The sequence below is a fragment of the Siccibacter colletis genome, from assembly GCF_025914095.1.
GTDB lineage: Bacteria > Pseudomonadota > Gammaproteobacteria > Enterobacterales > Enterobacteriaceae > Siccibacter > Siccibacter colletis.
In genome coordinates this window covers 15,345-35,623 of sequence record NZ_CP074352.1, presented here as the reverse complement: position 1 = coordinate 35,623, position 20,279 = coordinate 15,345, and the positions used below count along the sequence as shown (strand labels likewise).

Annotated in this window: 16 protein-coding genes; 5 read left to right on the top strand and 11 right to left on the bottom strand. The window is 56.2% G+C overall.

Features of this window, described 5'->3' with window-relative positions:
• Positions 1 to 165: 165 nt before the first annotated feature.
• From KFZ77_RS00155 to KFZ77_RS00145, 3 genes are all read right to left on the bottom strand, one after another.
• The gene (locus tag KFZ77_RS00155; RefSeq protein ID WP_264385120.1) at positions 166 to 390 is read right to left on the bottom strand and encodes a hypothetical protein; all 225 of its coding nucleotides are present in this window, start codon (positions 388 to 390) and stop codon (positions 166 to 168) included.
• A gap of 169 nt (positions 391 to 559) precedes the next feature.
• The gene (locus tag KFZ77_RS00150; protein ID WP_264385119.1) at positions 560 to 814 is read right to left on the bottom strand and encodes a hypothetical protein; all 255 of its coding nucleotides are present in this window, start codon (positions 812 to 814) and stop codon (positions 560 to 562) included.
• A 19-nt stretch (positions 815 to 833) separates the two neighbouring features.
• Positions 834 to 2,690, bottom strand: coding sequence for a VENN motif pre-toxin domain-containing protein (locus KFZ77_RS00145; protein ID WP_264385118.1), 1,857 nt, complete (start codon positions 2,688 to 2,690; stop codon positions 834 to 836).
• Positions 2,691 to 2,809: 119 nt separating this feature from the next.
• Between KFZ77_RS00145 and KFZ77_RS00140 the strand changes: the two genes are divergently transcribed.
• The gene (locus KFZ77_RS00140; protein ID WP_264385117.1) at positions 2,810 to 3,013 is read left to right on the top strand and encodes a hypothetical protein; all 204 of its coding nucleotides are present in this window, start codon (positions 2,810 to 2,812) and stop codon (positions 3,011 to 3,013) included.
• Between the two features lie 59 nt (positions 3,014 to 3,072).
• Positions 3,073 to 3,615 carry an RNA 2'-phosphotransferase gene (locus KFZ77_RS00135; protein WP_264385116.1) on the top strand — a complete coding sequence of 181 codons (543 nt, stop codon included), beginning with the start codon at positions 3,073 to 3,075 and terminating at the stop codon, positions 3,613 to 3,615.
• Here KFZ77_RS00135 and KFZ77_RS00130 read toward each other — a convergent pair whose 3' ends face one another.
• The 6 genes from KFZ77_RS00130 to KFZ77_RS00100 form a co-directional block, all read right to left on the bottom strand.
• Positions 3,616 to 4,014 carry an SMI1/KNR4 family protein gene (locus KFZ77_RS00130; protein WP_264385115.1) on the bottom strand — a complete coding sequence of 133 codons (399 nt, stop codon included), beginning with the start codon at positions 4,012 to 4,014 and terminating at the stop codon, positions 3,616 to 3,618.
• A 250-nt stretch (positions 4,015 to 4,264) separates the two neighbouring features.
• The gene (locus KFZ77_RS00125; RefSeq protein ID WP_264385114.1) at positions 4,265 to 4,495 is read right to left on the bottom strand and encodes a hypothetical protein; all 231 of its coding nucleotides are present in this window, start codon (positions 4,493 to 4,495) and stop codon (positions 4,265 to 4,267) included.
• Between the two features lie 651 nt (positions 4,496 to 5,146).
• On the bottom strand, positions 5,147 to 5,866 hold the full coding sequence (locus KFZ77_RS00115; protein ID WP_406678792.1) for a VENN motif pre-toxin domain-containing protein: 720 nt from the start codon (positions 5,864 to 5,866) through the stop codon (positions 5,147 to 5,149).
• Between the two features lie 210 nt (positions 5,867 to 6,076).
• Positions 6,077 to 6,334, bottom strand: a complete 258-nt coding sequence (locus KFZ77_RS00110; RefSeq protein WP_264385112.1) for a hypothetical protein — start codon at positions 6,332 to 6,334, stop codon at positions 6,077 to 6,079.
• Entirely contained in the window at positions 6,321 to 14,678 is an 8,358-nt protein-coding gene (locus KFZ77_RS00105; RefSeq protein ID WP_264385111.1) for a hemagglutinin repeat-containing protein, read from the bottom strand. The genes KFZ77_RS00110 and KFZ77_RS00105 overlap by 14 nt, the downstream gene beginning before the upstream one ends.
• A 52-nt stretch (positions 14,679 to 14,730) precedes the next feature.
• The gene (locus tag KFZ77_RS00100; RefSeq protein ID WP_264386221.1) at positions 14,731 to 16,347 is read right to left on the bottom strand and encodes a ShlB/FhaC/HecB family hemolysin secretion/activation protein; all 1,617 of its coding nucleotides are present in this window, start codon (positions 16,345 to 16,347) and stop codon (positions 14,731 to 14,733) included.
• 835 nt (positions 16,348 to 17,182) lie between these two features.
• Here KFZ77_RS00100 and tisB point away from each other — a divergent pair.
• The 3 genes from tisB to emrD all read left to right on the top strand — a co-directional run bounded on the left by tisB (position 17,183) and on the right by emrD (position 19,584).
• Entirely contained in the window at positions 17,183 to 17,272 is a 90-nt protein-coding gene (tisB, locus tag KFZ77_RS00095) for a type I toxin-antitoxin system toxin TisB (RefSeq protein WP_055725979.1), read from the top strand.
• A 120-nt stretch (positions 17,273 to 17,392) separates the two neighbouring features.
• A complete protein-coding gene (locus tag KFZ77_RS00090) occupies positions 17,393 to 18,226 on the top strand; it encodes an EamA family transporter (RefSeq protein ID WP_264385110.1) in 834 nt (277 codons plus the stop codon).
• Between the two features lie 173 nt (positions 18,227 to 18,399).
• The gene (emrD, locus tag KFZ77_RS00085) at positions 18,400 to 19,584 is read left to right on the top strand and encodes a multidrug efflux MFS transporter EmrD (RefSeq protein WP_264385109.1); all 1,185 of its coding nucleotides are present in this window, start codon (positions 18,400 to 18,402) and stop codon (positions 19,582 to 19,584) included.
• On the opposite strand, the gene KFZ77_RS00080 is transcribed toward emrD, so the two are convergent.
• Complete coding sequence (locus KFZ77_RS00080) at positions 19,581 to 19,934, bottom strand: DUF202 domain-containing protein (protein WP_264385108.1); 354 nt, start codon at positions 19,932 to 19,934, stop codon at positions 19,581 to 19,583. The genes emrD and KFZ77_RS00080 overlap by 4 nt on opposite strands.
• Entirely contained in the window at positions 19,924 to 20,271 is a 348-nt protein-coding gene (locus KFZ77_RS00075; RefSeq protein WP_264385107.1) for a YidH family protein, read from the bottom strand. Before KFZ77_RS00075 ends, KFZ77_RS00080 begins: the two co-directional genes overlap by 11 nt.
• Between the last annotated feature and the right edge of the window lie 8 nt (positions 20,272 to 20,279).

Genomic DNA, 20,279 nt, shown 5'->3' with positions numbered 1-20,279 from the left:
TTAGGATCGACAGATCCGGTTAATCCATAATCAATGACACCGACTGCCCCGGCACCTATAGTCCCCCAGAAACAGTTCCAATAACATCAGAAGTTACCGACGAGTATCCCTTCGATAGCATTTCTTTGGTAAATTTATATCCGGCTTTGTTTCCCAGAACAGTACCTATTGCATTCCCCGCCATTGGCACTGTAGGGTCTTATCCAAGTCATCCTTTGACGCCGTCGCCAGCTTCGCTTTCGCCGCTTCGGTGGCGTGAATCGCCATCTCGCTGCGCACGATATCCGTCGCCTGGCTCACCATCTCACCCACCAGCTGCGCCTGCTGGATGCGCTGCTGCTCTTTCTCTTTATCGAATATCTGCGAAATCGAGCCGTTGGCGTGCTCCACGTCGCGGCTGACGACGACGTTGAGCGAGCCACTAAATCAAAAAATAAAAAAATTTTCTAATATTAGAGAATATAAAAAAGTTATAAATGTGAAAATCATTATTAACAATCAAAATTCAGCCTAATGCGAGACATCCAGGTTATCAAAATAAATCACTTACCTCTATTACTTAATTGCTATTTTTCCTTTCTATATATTTTGCCCTGAGCCAAATCCACCCCCCAAATAATCCCCCTCCTATAAGCGCCTGCTTGAAAGATGAGTAAAGCTCATTAGCCCAATCATAATAAAAACCAGTGTCATTAAAAATTGAAAATAAAGCACTTGTACTTATACCCACAAGAATTAATGTTCCGAAAATAACAATTACCCAGAGCGCGATGAAAAAAATAAGCATTGACACCCCAATCTTTTTGAATTTCATTTAATCCCCATCTCTTTAATCATTTTTCGGTCAAATCTGTTGCCATCCCACTAGACTTTTCTGAAGCATAAGCCCCGATTACAGCACTACCCATCTCGGCATTAGGTTTATTGATGAAAGGCGTGAGAAATTTTGTAGATTTTAATTCAACTTTTCCGCCAATGTATGTACCAACCATAGCGCCGAACATAGATGCAGATGGGTTCTCTCCTTTTAAACCACTACCTATGGCCGCACCTCCTATATTTATCATATAACTTTCTTTAATCCCTTTGCCTTTTGTAAGAGCCGCTGTACCTCCAGCGATAACTGCATCAACATAACTAAAAGGCTTATCTCCGTTTAATTGATTAATCGTATTAATACTTACCCCTATAGCCGCATTTACTGCAGCTCCGCCTTTTACTACATCGCCAAGTGGACCTGTACCAAACATTAAGACAGGATCTCCAATACTAGCGTTGGAATTATGATAACCCCATGTATTAATCGCAGACTCTGCTGCTCTTAAGGCTTCTTTATCGGGAACGCGCATCATATACTGCTGACCAGATAAATAATTCATGATTGTCTGCTGTGTAACATCAGCTCCGAGCTTCTGCTCCATCTCCGATGCAACAACTGCCAGATAGCGGTATAAATCTCTTTTCTCGGGCGCAGTCAAATTTTGTGGTTCCTTATTAAATTTTTTCAATAAAGAATCGCTTCGCTCATCAAAGTTAACCAAAGAAATATATTCCTCAGCAACTTTTTGCGATTTGTCACCTTTTTTAAGTTTATCCTCAAGCTCCAGTAATCTCGCGGCGGATTTATCACCCAAAAGGTTATTCTCAACCGTCGTCTTCCCGGTCTGTGCCGCGTAGGCCGCACTCTGGGTGCTGTCGCCCACCAGACCACCGGCGAGGCCAGAGGCCAGGGTGGCCAGTGCGGAGACGGTTTCTTTTTCGCTTTCGGTGAGTGCGCCTGCTTTTTTGCCGTACATCTCTTCGGCAATCATGCCCGTCAGTTCGCCGGTTATCGCCCCTGCGGCACCTGCTGCGGCGTTCTGGCCCTGGGCGGCGGCAAGGGCGGCATTGACCACCGCGTGTGCCGCGATTTTTCCTGCATTATCGAGTCCGGATTTATGCCCGATAAAGTCCGCAATCCACGGCGCGGCACCGCCAGCCAGCGCGGCGCCCAGGTCATTACCTGCCAGCCCCTTAATCACCGCGCCCGCGGTGTCCATCACCCGGGAATAGGTTCCGCCCACCCCGAATCCGCTCGCTTTCACTTCCGCGTCGTAATAGTTCTGGTAGGCCTGCGAGGCGATATCTTTCGCATCCGGGTTCGCTTTCGGGTTTTTATCCAGGATGTCCTGACGCGCCTTATCCAGGTCATCCTTAGACGCCGTCGCCAGCTTCGCTTTCGCCGCTTCGGTGGCGTGAATCGCCACCTCGCTGCGCACGATGTCCGTCGCCTGGCTCACCATCTCGCCCACCAGCTGCGCCTGCTGGATGCGCTGCTGCTCTTTCTCTTTATCAAATATCTGCGAAATCGAGCCGTTGGCGTGCTCCACATCGCGGCTGAGCTGCGCCACGTCCTGACCCTGCTTGTCCTGGTCGCGCACCACAAGGGTGCCGTCGCTCACCGCCGCCCGGGTGGTGCCGCTGTCATGGCCCTCCTCGTTCACGCCAGCCAGCATGGTGTTCGCCAGGTTACCGGCAAACTGGCTGCCGATGCTGCCCCCGGTGCTCAGGCCAATGCTCTGGTGTTCAACCTTGTAATCCGCCTGGTTGTGGATGTCGCTGAAGCCCAGGGTGCCGGTGTCAAGGCGGTTTTTGTCCGCGCTGGCGGTAGAGCCGATAACCGCACCGTTAAGCCAGGTGTGCTCGCCCACGGTGACGTCGAAGCAGCCTTTCCCGGCGTAGATCCAGCTGCGAGTACTACAGCCGGGCTATGCGTAATGCGATATTTTTACGCGGCCTGTGGATACCACCGACGAGATTTACCGACAGGATGCAGGTTAAGATACGGGTGATGCCGGACTGTATCGCCATCACCACACAGAAAGCCCACGAGTTGTACGGCTGTGCAGAGGGGCTGAGCGTGGTCTCCGTCAACGGGCCGAAGATGAAGCAGTGGCTTAAGGCGTTCCCCGGCGTGCTGAACGACACAGGGGATCGTCAGGCGATCAAGCGTGAGCGCGGGCGTTTTGGATAAGCCTGACGGCTGATAATAAGATCCCGGAATCAAGAGCGGGATCGTTTGAGAGTAAGAGTATGAATAATAAAATTACAGATATCAGTAAGTTTTTGAGTTACGTATTACGCCATCAACCAGAATCTATTGGCTTATTATTAGATAAAGAAGGATGGGCTGTCATAAGCGAGCTTATTACTTGCTCTATCAAAGAAGGTTATAAACTTGATAACAACATTATTTTTAACATCGTTGATAGTAGTGACAAAAAACGCTTTACGATCTCAGAAGATGGTTTGCGTATCCGGGCAGCTCAGGGGCATTCAACACAACAAGTTGACATTACCTACATAGAGAAGGTGCCTCCATGCTTTTTATATCATGGAACAGCCATCCGTTTTATATTTTCAATAAGGGAACAAGGTCTAATCCCTATGTCTCGCAAGTATGTACATCTTTCATCCAATAAAGATACAGCAATTCAGGTAGGCCAGCGTTATGGAAAGCCAGTGCTACTAAAAATAGAAGCCCTGAATATGTATGATCAAGGCTTTAAATTCTACCAGGCTGATAATGGAGTATGGTTAACAGAACGAGTACCTTATCTGTTTATTCAGGAATAACTATTCCTCATCTTCTGCCCGTTCAGCTTTATGACGGGCAGATTCGAGACGCGCCATTTTTAACCATTCATCAAAGTTATCTGTATAATCTCTATCTTCCCAGCCTGCTGAAGCAAAGGCGTGAACATAGTATACCTCCGGATCTCCAGATATATCCGCACCATCAAAGCAGACTATATCATCTGAATAACGCCAGTTAGCAAAAGGAATTAATTTTCTTTCAGGATAAAGCTCTCTAACCTTTTCACACCAAAAATCAACATAATTTGATGAATGGCAAAACAACCACCACGGCTCAATATCTTCCAATTGCGCCTGAGACACATAATTGACAAAAGTTTCAGGAAAAGAAAATCCTGAGTATAAATAACTCTGATACATCATGGCTCTATTAATCATTTATTTTTACCCGTTATTCTAGGTGAGTCAGTGGAACCATTCGGATTATTTTTACTAAAACCACCACTTTGATTTTTAATCCTTACGATGATGGCTTCACCCCACGTTGTTGCAGAACCGAACCGACCAGAATCAACCATATCTTTTGGTAACGGATCATTAAAGTTTCTAAATTTTCAAATTCAAAATAACCATATTAATGGTTTTCAAAAAAATATAACACTCATATTTTTATAATTGATCGTAAATGTCATTTTTTTAAATAAAGAAACCAACAACCGATACCCGCTATTAGACCACCGATAGATGCGCCTCGAATAGCTCTTGAAAATCCTGACAGAAAATTACCCAATGGCACATCCTGAAACAGATACAGATATGCCTTTGCTAATAAATATATAACCACAGCAATAATATTCATTGTCAGAACAGATGTGACTGCTAAAAAGATTAATAAAACAATATTTTTATTGTTATTCATTTTTCATGCTTTTTTATATTGGAATTTTCTGAATCTGCCACTATATTGAATGCTTCATGCGCAGATCCGCCACTAACCGTTCCCATTGCGGTTATAGCAAGCTCGCATGCAAGTAGTGTGTTTCCACTGCTTGTAGCCTTGAAAGTAGCTAGCTATTGTTTTGCCGTTTTTTTAGCGTAAGCGGTTTATGGCCTTCCGCAGCAACCAGTACTCTGACGAGATTATTATTCTTGACCGTCGTCTTCCCTGCCTGCACTTCGTAAATCGCGCTCTGTGTTCTGTCGCCTATCAGAACAACGGTGAGGCCCATACTAAAAAAGAAAAATAAATATCAGTGCTGAATTTTTCTTTCAGCCACTCCTTTTTTCTTTAACTGACTTCCGGGCTTCATCCCGATCAAGGAGTTATTCCCCACAAAATTTCAGAAACCCTTAACTTTCATGATATGCAACAAACCAATACCCAAGCCTAAGATCCCCCCCCCATACACACTCATTTTTAACAGTCTAGAAAACTGAAAAACTTCAAATGATATTGGCGCATTCAAATAAAAGTACATAAATATTTCCAGAAAAATATAAAAAATCGCACCAACTATAAACAAACTAAATATGCATACAGTCATTAATAAGACAATAAAAAGGAGATTCTTCATTTTCCAGCCTCCAATGCATCTTTCTTTTTCTGGATAATGGAGCTTCCAAATTCAGATGATAAACTACTACCAGCATTACCCGAAGCACTAGGAATCTTACTCGGTACCATTTCCTTAGATAGACCTAACTGCCCTTTAACTTCAGTATATTTTAGTAGAGTAGGATCGAATTTTGGATTCCAGCCACCGGTTAACCATTTACCGAGTGTATTTGCAGCAGGCTTGACCACATAATTGCCAATCCCATATCCAAACCCGGCCCCCGCTCCATTTGTTATAGCCCCGGTAAGAGGGTCGTCTCCATTGATTGCATTTGTTAATGCCCCGCCTGCCGCATTCCAGGCTATCGTTCCTGTCCAGCCCTGGCCTATAGTTATCACATTTATCCAGCCAGCCGCTACAGAATTAATCGGATTGATTTCACCAGTGGTTGCATACTGTATAGCCGAATTTGCTACTGCACCAAGTCCCCACATTGCAGCTTGTTCGGCTGTCAACATACCGACACCCACAGTACTAACTATCCCAGCAGATACCACCCCATTACCTTTCGCCACTTTGCCAGCTAATTCCGCTTTTTCCTCTGTTGTTGCATCCGGTGTTTTGCCCAGCCAAAATCCAAGGTCTGAACCGGCCATAGCACCCATATTATTATTCTCAACCGTCGTCTTCCCGGTCTGCGCGGCGTAAGCCGCACTCTGGGTGCTGTCGCCCACCAGACCACCGGCGAGGCCAGAGTGGCCAGCGCTGAGACGGTTTCTTTTTCGATTTCGATTTCATTGGGTTGATGAAATTTTTTACTCTTAAAGGTTCATGGAACCGGTGATTTCTCGCATGTCCAGTCTTATTCTTAGGGCCACGCGGACTGGTGGTTTACCGGCTGGCAAATGAACGATAAGTCGGGTAAACAGGACAGTATAGTAAGATTATTTGGTATCCCCCCCTCTATTTTCTCGTTCTTGTAATTTATTTTTGAGCCATAAACCTGAGCCTAAAAGGATACCAGGCACAGGTGCTCTATTTATAATATTGCTTAACAATTCACTCCAAGAAAAAATAAATCTGTCTATTTTAAAAAAAACAATCAATGTTGCAATAACATCAGAGATTGCGGATAGTAAGGCACAGAAGACAAGACCTACTACTATAAAAAAAATATACCGATATTTTTTAATTATCTTCATTTTCAGCCTTTTTAAGTTTGTCTTTAACTTGATTACCAACATATTCACTTGACATAGATCCACCAACGGCTTCCAGTATATTCTTAGTGCTTTCTTTAACTACAGGTTCAAGTATACCCACTCCTTTGGAAACAGCACTACCTGCAACGGATCCTGCCGCAGCTCCTAATGCTTCATTGGTATTATCTTTTCCTTGAATACTACTTCCAACTAAGGCTCCACCTACGTTAATAGCCGCTGATGCACTAACTCCTTTCCCATTAGTCAATGCTGCAGTAACTCCTGCCATAACCGCATCAACATAACTGAATGGATCGTTTCCTGCTAACTGAGCGCCAGTATTTACCGTAGTACCAATCGCCACATTCATTGCCATGCCCTTTACTGTAAGCCCCAGCACACTGCTTCCGAACATTACCGGCGCGTCACCAATACTGGCATTCGACTTATGATAACCCCATGTATTAATCGCAGACTCTGCTGCTCTTAAGGCTTCTTTATCGGGAACGCGCATCATATACTGCTGACCAGATAAATAATTCATGATTGTCTGCTGTGTAACATCAGCTCCGAGCTTCTGCTCCATCTCCGATGCAACAACTGCCAGATAGCGGTATAAATCTCTTTTCTCGGGCGCAGTCAAATTTTGTGGTTCCTTATTAAATTTTTTCAATAAAGAATCGCTTCGCTCATCAAAGTTAACCAAAGAAATATATTCCTCAGCAACTTTTTGCGATTTGTCACCTTTTTTAAGTTTATCCTCAAGCTCCAGTAATCTCGCGGCGGATTTATCACCCAAAAGGTTATTCTCAACCGTCGTCTTCCCGGTCTGGGCTGCGTAGGCCGCGCTCTGGGTGCTGTCGCCCACCAGTCCACCGGCGAGGCCCGACGCCAGGGTGGCCAGTGCGGAGACGGTTTCTTTTTCGCTTTCGGTGAGTGCGCCTGCCTTCTTGCCGTACATCTCGGCGGCAATCATGCCCGTCAGTTCGCCGGTTATCGCGCCCGCGGCACCTGCGGCGGCGTTCTGGCCCTGGGCGGCGGCAAGGGCGGCATTGACCACCGCGTGCGCCGCGATTTTTCCTGCATTATCGAGTTCGGATTTATGCCCGATAAAGTCCGCTATCCACGGTGCGGCACCGCCGGCCAGCGCGGCGCCCAGGTCATTACCTGCCAGCCCCTTAATCACCGCGCCCGCGGTGTCCATCACCCGGGAATAGGTTCCGCCTACTCCGAAGCCGCTCGCTTTCACTTCCGCATCGTAATAGTTCTGGTAGGCCTGGGAGGCGATATCTTTCGCATCCGGGTTCGCTTTCGCGTTTTTATCCAGGATGTCCTGACGCGCCTTATCCAGGTCATCCTTTGACGCCGTCGCCAGCTTCGCTTTCGCCGCTTCGGTGGCGTGAATCGCCATCTCGCTGCGCACGATGTCCGTCGCCTGGCTCACCATCTCGCCCACCAGCTGCGCCTGCTGGATGCGCTGCTGCTCTTTCTCTTTATCGAATATCTGCGAAATCGAGCCGTTGGCGTGCTCCACGTCGCGGCTGAGCTGCGCCACGTCCTGGCCCTGCTTGTCCTGGTCGCGAATCACGAGGGTACCGTCGCTCACCGCCGCCCGGGTGGTGCCGCTGTCGTGCCCTTCCTCATTCACGCCCGCCAGCATGGTGTTCGCCAGGTTACCGGCAAACTGGCTGCCGATGCTGCCCCCGGTGCTCAGGCCGATGCTCTGGTGCTCAACCTTGTAATCCGCCTGGTTGTGGATGTCGCTGAAGCCCAGGGTGCCGGTGTCGAGGCGGTTTTTGTCCGCGCTGGCGGTGGAGCCGATAACCGCGCCGTTAAGCTGGGTGTGCTCGCCCACGGTGACGTCGAAGCCGCCTTTCCCGGCGTAGATCCCGGTCTGCTCAACCACGCTGTCGTAGTTGCTGTGCATCTTGTCGCGGCTGAGGCTGACGCTGGCCGAGCCGCTCATCGATCCGATGTTAAAGCTGCCGCCCGCGCTGGCATTCTGCTGTTTCGAGTCGTAGCGGTCGCTGTCCTGCTCGCTGGTCAGCGTCAGGTTGCGGCCAACATCGGCCTTCACCGTCTCGCCGCTGACCTGCGCGCCCGTCAGGGTGGTGTCGCGTCCGCTGGTCAGGTTGACGGTGTCTCCGGCGTTAACCAGCGTCTCGGTATGGGTGGTGCCGTTGCCTTTCTCGCTGCCCTTGCCCTGGTTAACGCTGGCGGACACGTTAATGCCCCAGCCGCCGGACCCTGCGCCAATGCCGACGCCCACGCTGCCGCCGCTGCTCTTGTTGCTCCCGGTCTGCTGCTGGGTGTTCTGCGCCGACACCAGGTTGATGTCGCGGTTGGCAGTCAGGTTCACATCCTTACCGGCCTGCACCGTTGCGCCCTGCATCAGGATGTCGCCGTCCACGCCCTTCGCGCCGGAGCCTGTGGCTGTGATGTTGACGTTATCCCCGGCGGTCAGGCTGCCGCCGCGCGCGGTGGTCTGTTCGCTGTGCTGGGTGGACGATGAGGACTGCGAGCCGTAAGAGAGACTGACGCCGACGGTGTTATCGGAGGCGGCTGGCGTGCCGGCCTGCGCCATTGCCAGCCGAGCGGCCTGCGCCGCCTGGATGCCGGTCAGCGCCGCTTTGGTGTTCTGCAGGGCGGCAATGCGTCCGTTGCCGCTGGACTGCGCCTGGTGCGCGGTCTCAACGGCGGTATTCACCGCGCTGCCTACCGTGCCGGAAAGCGCCAGGGTGAAGCCACTCTGCTTCTGCTCCACCTTGTGGGTCTGCTCGTTATAGTCAGCCGCGGCGGTGATGGCGATGTTTTTGCCTTCCAGCGTCATATCCTGCCCGGCGATAAGCTCAGCGCTGCGGGCGTTGAGATCGTTGCCGGCCTGCAGCGTCAGGTTGCCCTGGCTGCTGCCCACGGTGCTGATGGCGTGGCTGATGCTCTTACCGTCATCGGTGGTGTTCAGGCTCTGACTACCCACGGTGAAGCCAATACCGCCGGTGCCCATCAGGCCGGACTTACTCTCTTTGCGCTGATGGTTCTCCTGCCGGTGCTCCTCAACGGTATCGATGGTCAGGTTGTTGCCCGCCCCGAGACGCACGTCGCCGTCACCCGCCACGTTGCTGCCGCGTACCGCCAGGTCGTTCCCGGCCAGCAGCGTCACCTTGTCGCCGGTGAAATTACTGGCGACGGACTCTGTCGCCCGCACGTCATCGTGGGTCTCCAGCGACTGCGCGGAGAGGAAGCCTTTGCTGGTCTGCTTGCTGTGTTCGGTAAGGTGATACGCCGACTCGCCCGCGGTGATGTTGAGATCGTGTCCGGCGGTGGCGGTCAGCGCCTCCCCGGCATCGACCGTGGCAGCACGCGCGTTAAGGTCGTTGCCCGCCGAGAGCGTCACGTTGCCGTTGCCGGCGATCTGGCTGCCAACCTCGTTACGCTCCGTCAGGTCGCGATAGTTATCCTTGCCCCAGTCGCCGCGCTCGCTGTGCGTGGTGGTAATGGTGCCGAGGTTAATGTTATTGCCTGCGGCAATGGTGGTGGTGCTCTCTTTGCCGTTGTTGCCCACCAGCGTGGCGGCGAGGTTAACGTCGTTGACGCCCTGCAGCACCAGTTTGCCGCCGTCGTTCTGCACGTAAATCCCCGCGGTGCGATCCAGGTGACGGTTCGCCGCATCGCCGCGCACAGTACTGGTGCTGGTGAGATCGCGTCCGGCGCGGATCTGCAGCGCGTCATCGGCCAGCAGCGTGCCGCCGATATTGCTGAAGTCGGTCAGGGCGGCGATGTCGATATTGCTGCCGCGGATCGTGCCGCTGTTGGTGATGTTGTTGCCGCTGAGCGCAGTCAAATCGCGGCCCAGCAGGGTGCCGCTGTTGTTCAGCTCGCCGGTCTGCAAGGCGACGCGGTTGCCCGCCAGCAGCGAACCGCTGCCGTCAACGTCGCCGTCTTTCACCCGCACGTAAACCTGCGGGACCAGCACCTGCTGGCTGGTGCCGTCCGCCAGCTGCACGGTTTCGGTAACCATCCACACCATGTCGGAGGTGAGTAGGGCCATCTGTTCCGGGCTGAGCGCCACGCCCGCGGTCAGGTTGTGCGCCTTCGCAAAGGCAATGCCTGCATCCATCAGCGCTTTGTACTGGGCGTTGTCGTCATCAAAACCGCTGAGGTAGCGCTGTCCGGTGAGGTTAGCGACCTGATCGCGGATCAGCTGCTGCTCATAGAAGCCGTCGCCGAGGCGCTTCAGCGTGACATCTCCGTTGGGCGACAGCGCTTTCTGCATGTAATCCGAGCTGAGCCAGGTACGTTCGTTGGTGAAACGCGCGTCGGTTTCGATCAGGTAGTTGCTGGTCGGCGAGGCGTGCACGGTATAGAGGCTGGCGGATGGCAGACGGGTGTTCACGCCGCTGGTGCGCACCAGGCGATCCGGCGTGTTGCCGGATGCGTCCTGCACGTTCTGGCCCACTTCCCAGCTCTGGCCCGGTGCCAGATGCACCGGCTGCGAGCCGTTAAAGGTCAGGGAAACCGGCTGGGCAAACTGCCCGGTATTGCGTCCGCCAGGGGCGGCGCCGCTGCCCTGCACCGCGCCATTGCTCTCCCAGGCGAGGGTGTTGAGCGAGATAGTCTGGGTGACCGCCGCCGGGCGATAGTCGCTGGTGCTTCTGCCCTGCGAGGTTTTGGTGCCGCCGAGTTTTCTTTTCTTCTTCTTGGCATACCAGCGCGTCTGCGACCCGACGTCGGTGATGATTTTCACGCCGGTGGTGGCATCGTTATTCAGCACGCCGATGGTACCGGCCAGCAATTTAGCGGCGACGATCTGGCTGTCCTTGTTGTGCAGCAGATCGCTGTTGATGGTGAGATTGCCCCCGGAGATGATTTTGCCCGGATCGCTCTCTTTCACCCGCGTCTCCTGCACGGTGCGGGTGTAGTTGTATTCGTAGAACTCGCTGCCGCTGGTGCCATCAGGCATCTTCGCGGTGTGAACCCCGTATTTGTTCTTTTTATCGGTATTGACCTGGCTCCAGTCGAAGCGATCCCGTTTGCCTTTCAGTACCGCGTCATGATGGCTGGAAACCTCGCTGACCACCACTTCGGTGACCAGATTGTTGTTGAGGTTCTGGATCTGGCTCATGTCGATGCGCATGTCGCCGCCCGACTCGATGGTCGCCCCGCGGTTGATGAGCATGGCGCCGCGTCCGACAGCGTTAAAGGCTGCATCCAGCGCACCGCCGATCGCCATCGCGCCAGCGCTGTAGATCAGGCCGTGGCCGCTGTTGTTAAGATTGCCTGCGCCAATATCCAGACGATCGCGCGCCGCGATGGTCCCGGCGACGCCGTTTTCCGCCGCGTTATTCAGCGTACCGGCCTGCAGCGCAATGCGATCCCCGTACAGCCGCCCGCTGCCGAGGTTGTTCAGGGTGCCGGCCTGGATGTGGGTCAGCGATCCATCGATCAGCCCGCGGTTGGTGAGCGTATCGTTCAGAATCAGGTGCGTTTCGCCACCGCCCAGTTCGGCGCCTGCGGCGTTGCTGGCGCTAGCGGCATTGAGCGTCAGGCTTTTGCCTGCCAGCAGCTTGCCCTGGTTATCGACGTGTCCGCCGCTGCTCAGCGACAGTGCACCGTTCGCCACCATCTGGCTCTGGTTGGTGAAGCCCTGGGCGAGGGTAAGGTTCATATCGCCGTCGGAGAGCACTTTGCCATCGCCGCTCAGGGCGCTGGCGTTAAGGTCGAGGCGCTGACCGGCGACCAGGTTGCCGGCGCGGTTATTCACCGTCAGCGGCGCATCGCTGCCGTCGAGGGTCAGTGCCTGTCCGGCCTGCACTGAACCCTCGGCGTTGTCGAGTTCACGGGTGCGCAGCACGGCGTTCTGATTACTGCCGAACACGCCGCCGCTGTTGCCCAGCGAACCGGCCTGCAGGTCGAGGTTGTTGCCCGCTACCAGTGTGCCCTGGGCGTTATCCACCGCACCGCCGATGCGGGCCGTAAGATTGCCGTCCCCGGCGGCGATGGTTTTCCCGCTGCGGTTGCTGAGCGCTGCGGCGTTAAGCTCCACGTCACCATCGGCAGCAAGCGTGCCGCCATCGTTGTTGATGGTGTCGTTAACCGTGGCGATCAGCCCGCCATCGCCGGATGCTACCAGCTGTCCGGTGCGGTTATCGAGGCTGCCAGCGGTGAGCGTCACGCCGTTATTGGCCGTCAGCACGCCGCCGGTGTTGTCCACCGCACCATTGACCTGCGCAGTCAGGTTGCCCTTGCCGAGCGCGGCCGTCTTGCCGCTGCGGTTATTCAGGGCACCCGCCGTCAAATCGACATCGCTGTTGGCGGCGATGGTCCCGGCCTCGTTATTCAGCAGGTTGCTGGCGCGCGCGGTCAGGCTGCCTTCTCCGGCGGCGATAAGGCTCCCATTGCGGTTGTTCAGCGTATCGGCACCGAGCCGGACAGCGCCATTGCTCTCGATCGCGCCGCCGTCGTTATCCAGCGCGCCGGTGGCGGTGACGTGCATATCGCCCGTGCCTTTCTGCACCAGCTGCCCGCCGCGGTGCGACAGGTTACCGGCATCAAGGGTGATATTGTCTGCGCTGGTGGTGGCGTTATTGAGTTGCAGATCGCCGACCTTTGCCGTCAGCGCGCCTGCCGAGGCGATCTCGCCCTCATCACCGCTGAAGCGCGGAGTGGTTACCGCCAGGGTGCCTTTCCCGGCGTGAACGATTTCACCTTTGCGGTTATCAATATTTCCGGCGTCGAGGGTGAGATTTCTGGCATTGGTGGCGATGCGCCCGCTGCCGTTGTTCAGCGAGCCCGCCGGGGCCAGCGTCATGTCTTCGTCGCCGGTCTGGACGATCTCGCCCTGCTGGTTAGAGAGGTCGTGCGCGGTTAGCGCAACGCGTTTCGCATTGAGCGCACCGCCGTCGTTATTGAGCGTCCCGGCGCTGCGCGCATCAAGGCTATCGGTGGCGACAACCTGTGCCTGACGCAGATCGAGATCGCCGTTACCGGCGTCGAGCGTCGCAGCGCGGGCGCTGGTACGGCTGCCGCTGGCATCGAGGCCGTTGCTGCGGGTAGTGAGCGCGCCAGCGGTCAGGTTTTCACCGTGCATACTGAGCTTGCCGTCGCTGGAGAGGTGCAGGTCGCCCTGCGTACCGATGCTGCCGTCGTTGCGAATACCGGCGGCGAGGGTGCTGGTTTTGCTGGCGGTGATGCGCGAGCCGGTCACGGTCGTGTTGCCGGTGGCGGCGAGGCTACCGCTGTGGTCGACATCGCCACGGCTGGTCACCGCCGCGTTACCGCCCGCGAACAGATGGCCGCTGTTGGTGACGCCATTACCCGCCAGCTGCATGTCGCCGCTGCTGTTGATGTTGCCGCTGTTCTCAATGCGGCCATCGGCGGTCACCACGACGGTGCCGGCCTGCGCCCCGATATTCCCGGCGTTGCGCACTCCGACCCCGGCTTCGGTGCCGGTAAGACGGATTTTCCCGGCATACATGCCGCCGAGGTTTGCCACGTCCACCGCCAGCTGTGGGCGGGTCGCCGCGTCGGCGGTTTTGGCCTCGACGCGATCGTGGGCGGCATCAACGTTGTTCGCCCCGGTGGTGACTTTCAGATCCTTTGCCCATAGCCCGGCGTTTACTTTGGTCGAACGGGCAATGATGTCGGTGTAATCCTGGCGGGAGCTGTCCATGCCCTTGCCCTGAATCACGATCTCGCCTTTATTAACCGCGTAGCCGGTGAGATTGCCGTCTTTGAGCTGCGCCTGACCGGTTGTCAGGGTGGCGCGGTTAGCGTTGATGAAGCCGCAGCCGTCGCAGGTGATGCCCGACGGGTTAGCGATCACCACCTGGGCTTTTTTCCCGGCCACTTCGATGTAACCGTTCAGGCGGCTTGGGTCGCGGGAGTTCACTTCGTTGAGGATGATTTTAGCTTCGCCGCGCGCCAGCCACGGATTTGCCGCTACCATGCCGCCCTGCTGGGTCGCGACGTTTTTGCGGCTGTTGTTAAGGATGGCACCTTTGCTGTTGACGTCGAACTGGCTGTATACGTTGCGCGAGACCCCGGCTTTGCTCGGCGTCTGGATGTTGACCTGCGGCGTACCGTTGGCGCTGTTGAGGATGGTGGGTTTCTGATTCCCTGGCGCGTTGCGATCGGCCACGATATTGGCTGCCGCAGGCTGCACGGCACCGAGCGCCAGCAGCAGACCAAAGGAGACGGCGCTCAGGCGCGTTACGCACTGGCGCTGCACGCAGGACGGGCCGGATGCCGGACAGGCTACCGCACGACAGCTCCGGGAGATCTCTGCCACTACCATCAACATACCGCGCGCTTTGTTGAACACGATACGATACAGATTCTTGTTCATCCTTAAATCCCTGTTGCGTGTGGCAGCGCCGGGCCGCCACGAAAAGCGTAAATCAGTAACTCCAGTTCAGGCTGAAACCGAGCGTGTAGTGGCTGGTCTGGAAGCCGTCGGGTCGGGAGAACGGCACCCCTGCGAACAGGTCGTAGCCGGTGTTAAACGCGTTCCCGCGCAGGCCCACCACGCCACCTGCCAGATGTTTGCCGATCAGCAAGCCGTTGCTGGTGCTGCCGCCGACTTCGCCGTAGTCGGCACCTACATACAACTCCTGCTGCGGGAGCGGCGTTTGCCAGGCCAGATCGTTGCGCACAAACCAGCCGCGGCTGGCGCTGAGGGTGCGCTCCCCGTCGAAGCCACGTACCGACCAGCGGCTACCGATGGCGAACTCCTCCTGCGGAGTGAGGCGCGTGGAGCTCATCTGGCGCTGATACTGCACGTTGTAGCGGAACGACTGACCGTATAGCATGAACGGCACGTCCAGCCCGGCATTCAGCGAGACGATTTTGCTCAGCGCGGTGGCTTCACCGCTGTACTCTTCCGGGGCCGGGATCGCGCCGAACCAGCGGGTGCCGCGCTGATAGCTGACGCCCGCATCCAGGGTGCTCTGACCAATGTAGTGACGGTGCTGTAGCCCCAGACGCCAGCCGGCGGTCTGACGGCGCTGTACCTGCACCTCGGTATCATCAATAAAGTTGCGCGACTCGCTGGTGAGGACGTCGGCAGTGAGGGTCGTCCGCTGCGTACCGCTGCGGTGCAGCACGCGGCTGAGCTGGACGTCGAGGTTTTTGCGTTTCCCGCTGTAGCGGTAGTCCTCGTTCAGGCCCGCGACGGTCTGGCGATAGTCGTAGTCGCTGTACGTTACGCCCGCCATCCAGTAACCAAACGGCACAGAGTAATGCGTGGTGACGTTTTTACTGCCCTTGTCGCCGCGATCGTGCAGGCTGCGCGAGCCGGAGATGTAGAACAGGTCACTCAGGGAAAGCGGATTATCCAGCGACAGGGTCAGGCCGCCCTGATAGCGCCCGGTGCTGCGCGAGCCGGAATCGTCCAGCGACGCGCCCAGACGCCACATCTTGCTCTGCTGCCATTTCACGTCGATATCGCTCTCGCCCGGCTGCTCGCCAGGCACGATCTCCATGCTCGCTTCCACCGTCGGCAAACGCTGCAGGTTTTCCAGCCCCTGTTCGATATCGCGCAGGTCAAGCAGGTTGCCAGCGTGAGCCGGGAAGGCGCTGTAAAGCGTCAGATAGCGGTCGCTGTCCGGGGTGCGTTTCACCTCGCGAACGTGTCCTGGCAGGATCACCAGCGACAAAGTGCCGCGGGTTAAGTCCTGATCCGGGGCCAGTACGCGGGTGGTGATGTACCCGTGATCGATAAGCCGGTTTTGCAGAGTGCTCATCAGCAGGTTGATGCCTTTCCCGCCGAGGCAGTGCCCTTCACCCTGCCGCGCCAGACGCTGGAGCGGCAGCCAGTGGGGCAACGCCTCCTGACCGCTCAGCTCAACCCGGTCAATCCGGAAACAGGGGGTTTCCGGTTCAAAGGTGATACGTCCGAACGAGGAAGCCGGGGGAGAAAGACGGACATCCGGGGTTGGCGGTGTCAGGGTTTCTTCCAGCGCACGCTGGCGCTGCTGTTGATTCTGGAACAGCGTCTCGCCACGGTTTTCCAGCATCCGCTGAGGCGGTGTGGCCTGGGCAGCGGCGGCGGCAGGCATCGGGGCGGCCGTGGGGGCGGGGGCGGCGTAAAGCGCAGGGGAAACCACCATCGCAATGGTCAGAAGCGCCCGATAAAACGGCGTTTTTTTATCCAGGGCTTCCCCTGAGAACATGCAGTGCGTCATCCCTGGAACATCTCTTTTTAAATACACAGGTGCTTAATAACTAAACAAACGCCGCGATGATAGGGGAACTGTGAAGTTGTGTAAATAAATGTGGCTTTAACGAAACCATTTTCCGATTAGTGCCAGATTCAGGGGTTTAAGCCGGGCCGTGGGCGCAAAAAATTTCGCTTAATCAACGGTTTTACTTAAGTAACCGCGGTGCCAGAAGGGGTGAGAAAGAGGTTAATAATGTGAAATAACCTACCAGAAAAGGTAGGGGGAGGACCGAAAACAAAAAACCCCGCCGGAGCGAGGTTTTTATTCAGGACTTGCGGGTGGTAACCGCAGAGCACACTGTGTTACGTCAACAGCGTAACTATACGACGAATTTAGCCTGGCTGCAATTTTAGCGCCGCCTGGTGAGCCATACAGAGTATGGGCGAGGCCACCTTTTTTGTCGAATATATACTGTTCATTTATACAGTACTTTATTATACTGGTTTGGCTGACGCAGAGGTGCGATACGGGGGCCGCGTGTATACGGGCGCAATACAAGTCCTGGCTGAAACGGGTGGTGCCGTCAGTGCCTTAGCCCCGAGAGAGCACACTGTGTTACGCCAACAAAACAGCTGGTTACAGGCGGCGGAGAGGTAAGCCAGCTGGTGCTCCTTTACCTGAGGAGACGCGTATGGGCGGAGTGGATTTGGCAATTCTTATCCTGAAACTCATTGTTGCTGTACTGCAACTGCTTGATGCTGTCCTGAAGTTCTTTCGCTGAATCAGGTTCAAGCCGCAACTAAGAGGGGCGGGCAACCGCCCCTCTTTAATAATCTCCCGCTGGTCGCGTTGTCGCCCGTTGTGTTACATTTTTATTACATTAACCTCCGCGCGCATCACTATGACCCTGACCGTATTCTGCGTTCTGCTGTTTGCCGCCCTGCTGCACGCCACCTGGAACGCCATCGTTAAAGCCGGCAGCGATAAACTCTATGCCGCCATTAGCGTCAGCGGTTCGGCGGCACTGATCGCCCTCATCCTGCTGCCGTTCTCCCCACAGCCGAGCTGGGAAAGCGCACCGTATCTGGCAGTTAGCTGCGCCCTGCAGGTGGTATATACCGTGCTGGTGGCGAAGACCTATCAGGTATCGGACATGAGCCAGACCTACCCCTTAATGCGCGGCACCGCACCGCTGCTGGTGGCAGTTATTAGCGTGCTGGCGCTGCATGACAGCCTGTCGCCGCTGGCCTGGCTCGGTATCGCCGTGATTTGCTGCGCCATTCTGCTGATGGCATTCAACGGCCGCGCCCGCTCCCGGCGTGGGATCGTGCTGGCGCTGTGCAATGCTTGTTTTATCGCCGGTTATACGCTGGTTGATGGCACCGGCGTGCGCCTCTCGGGCACAGCGCTGGGCTACACGCTGTGGACCTTTTTGATGAACGGCTTCTGCCTGCTGGCCTGGGCGATGGTCGCCCGTCGCCGCGAGGTGTCGCACTACATGGCGCGCCACTGGAAAAAAGGCGTGCTCGGCGGTGTAGGTACGATGGGCTCCTATGGCCTGGCGCTGTGGGCGATGACTCAGGCGCCGCTGGCGATCGTGGCGGCGCTGCGCGAAACCTCAATCCTGTTCGGCGCGCTGCTGGCCTTCTTTATCCTTAAAGAACACCTGCGCGGACTGCGCATCCTCGCCATCTGCGGTATCGCGGCTGGCGCTATGCTGCTGCGGCTTGCCTGAGCCGCTGGCAACATTGCTTGCCGAAAGCGTGTACTAATCCTGCCTGCTACGTCCTGATATATCTTCGCGCCTGAGTGGAAGGTCGCCGCGGTTGTGGTAGATTTCACTCGCATTTAGCTATTTATCCAGAACCTTATGCTCCGTTCCTGAGATTTCATAAAGTATTCATCGAAATGAAAACGAACAATAACCTGAACCTGATGCTGATGCTGGTGCTGCTGGTGGCGGTAGGCCAGATGGCACAAACCATCTGGATCCCGGCAGTAGCGGATATGGCGTATGACTTCCACGTGCGCGACGGCGAAGTCCAGCGCGTGATGGCGGCCTACCTCTTTACCTATGGCATTTCCCAGCTGGTTTACGGGCCGATTGCCGACCGCATCGGGCGTCGCCCGGTGATCCTCTTCGGGATGGCAATATTTATGCTGGCAACCGTGCTGGCGCTGTACACCTCAAGCCTGACGGTGCTGATTGCCGCCAGCGCCCTGCAGGGTGTGGGCACCGGCGTGGGCGGGGTGATGGCCCGCACTATGCCACGCGATCTCTATTCCGGCACCGGGTTGCGCAGAGCGAACAGCCTGCTGAACATGGGGATTCTGGTCAGTCCGTTGCTGGCTCCGCTGATTGGCGGCCTGCTCGGTACGGTCTGGGGCTGGCGCGCCTGCTATGGATTCCTGCTGGCGCTGTGCGTGGTGGTGACGTTCAGCATGGCGCGCTGGATGCCGGAAACCCGTCCGGCGGATGCGCCCCGCACTCAACTGCTGACCAGCTACCGCATGCTGTTCAGCCGCGCGTCGTTTGCCTGTTATCTGCTGATGCTGATAGGCGCACTGGCCGGGATCGCGGTGTTTGAAGCCAGCGCGGGCGTGCTGCTGGGCGCAGGTCTCGGGTTCAGCAGCTTTGCGGTCAGCGTGCTGTTTATTTTGCCGGTGCCAGCGGCGTTCTTCGGGGCCTGGTTTGCCGGTCGTCAGACGAAACGCTTTACCGGCATGATGTGGCAGGGCGTGCTGAGCTGCCTTATCGCTGGCGTGCTGATGTGGTTGCCCGCCTGGTTCGGGGTGATGAACGTCTGGACGTTGCTGGTTCCGGCCGCGCTGTTCTTCTTCGGGGCCGGGATGCTGTTTCCGCTTGCCACCAGCGGCGCGATGGAGCCGTTCCCGTTTCTTGCCGGCACCGCCGGGGCGCTGATTGGTGGTTTGCAAAATACCGGTGCCGGGTTGCTGGCCTGGGTTTCCGCCCAGCTTCCGCAGCAGGGCCAGGGCAGCCTCGGCATGTTGATGACCGCAACGGGAATGCTGATCCTGCTCTGCTGGCTGCCGCTGGCGGCGCGCGATGAGCAACATCAGCAGCCGGTCTAAGACAGTAACCTAAGGATTGCCCGCAGATGGGTAGCGACAAAAAGCAGTGACAGGGCGACCACCGCCAGCGCGACGATCAGCCGCGCGCGCATTGACCGCGTGGAAGTGAAGTCGCTCACCGCCACGTCCATCAGATTGCGCTGGCGGGCGTAGCGCCACAGCAGCCCGGTCACCAGCATCAGCGCCAGCAGCACACCCCACAGCCAGATGTCCGCTTCCGGGCCTTTCTGGCGCAGCGCCAGGGCCAGCAGCGCGCCGTAACCCAGCAGGGTGCGCAGCCACGCCAGCGACGTCCGCTCCGGCTGCAGGCCTGGGTCCGCCAGTCGCCGCGCCCGGCGGCTATCGGCCATAGAGCACCAGCACTATCATGGCGAGCGCTACCAGCGCCATCACCACGCTTATTAGCTTCAGCATCCCGGTGTAGGGCATGTCCTGCTTCAGGCGCATCGCTTTTTCATTGTTCAGCCAGCGCAGATAGCCATACAGCGCCAGCACGCCGGCGAACAGACACAGCAGCAGGCTCAGGCTCTCCCGCAGCAATGGCGTGGTGAATTCGGGGGCCAGCTGATCCAGCCCAACGCCGGCGGCAAGGAAGCCCAGCGCGGTACGGATCCACGCCAGAAAGGTGCGTTCATTGGCCAGCGAAAAGCGGTAGTCCGGCGCGTCGCCCGGCAAGGTGGTTTTCATGCTCACTC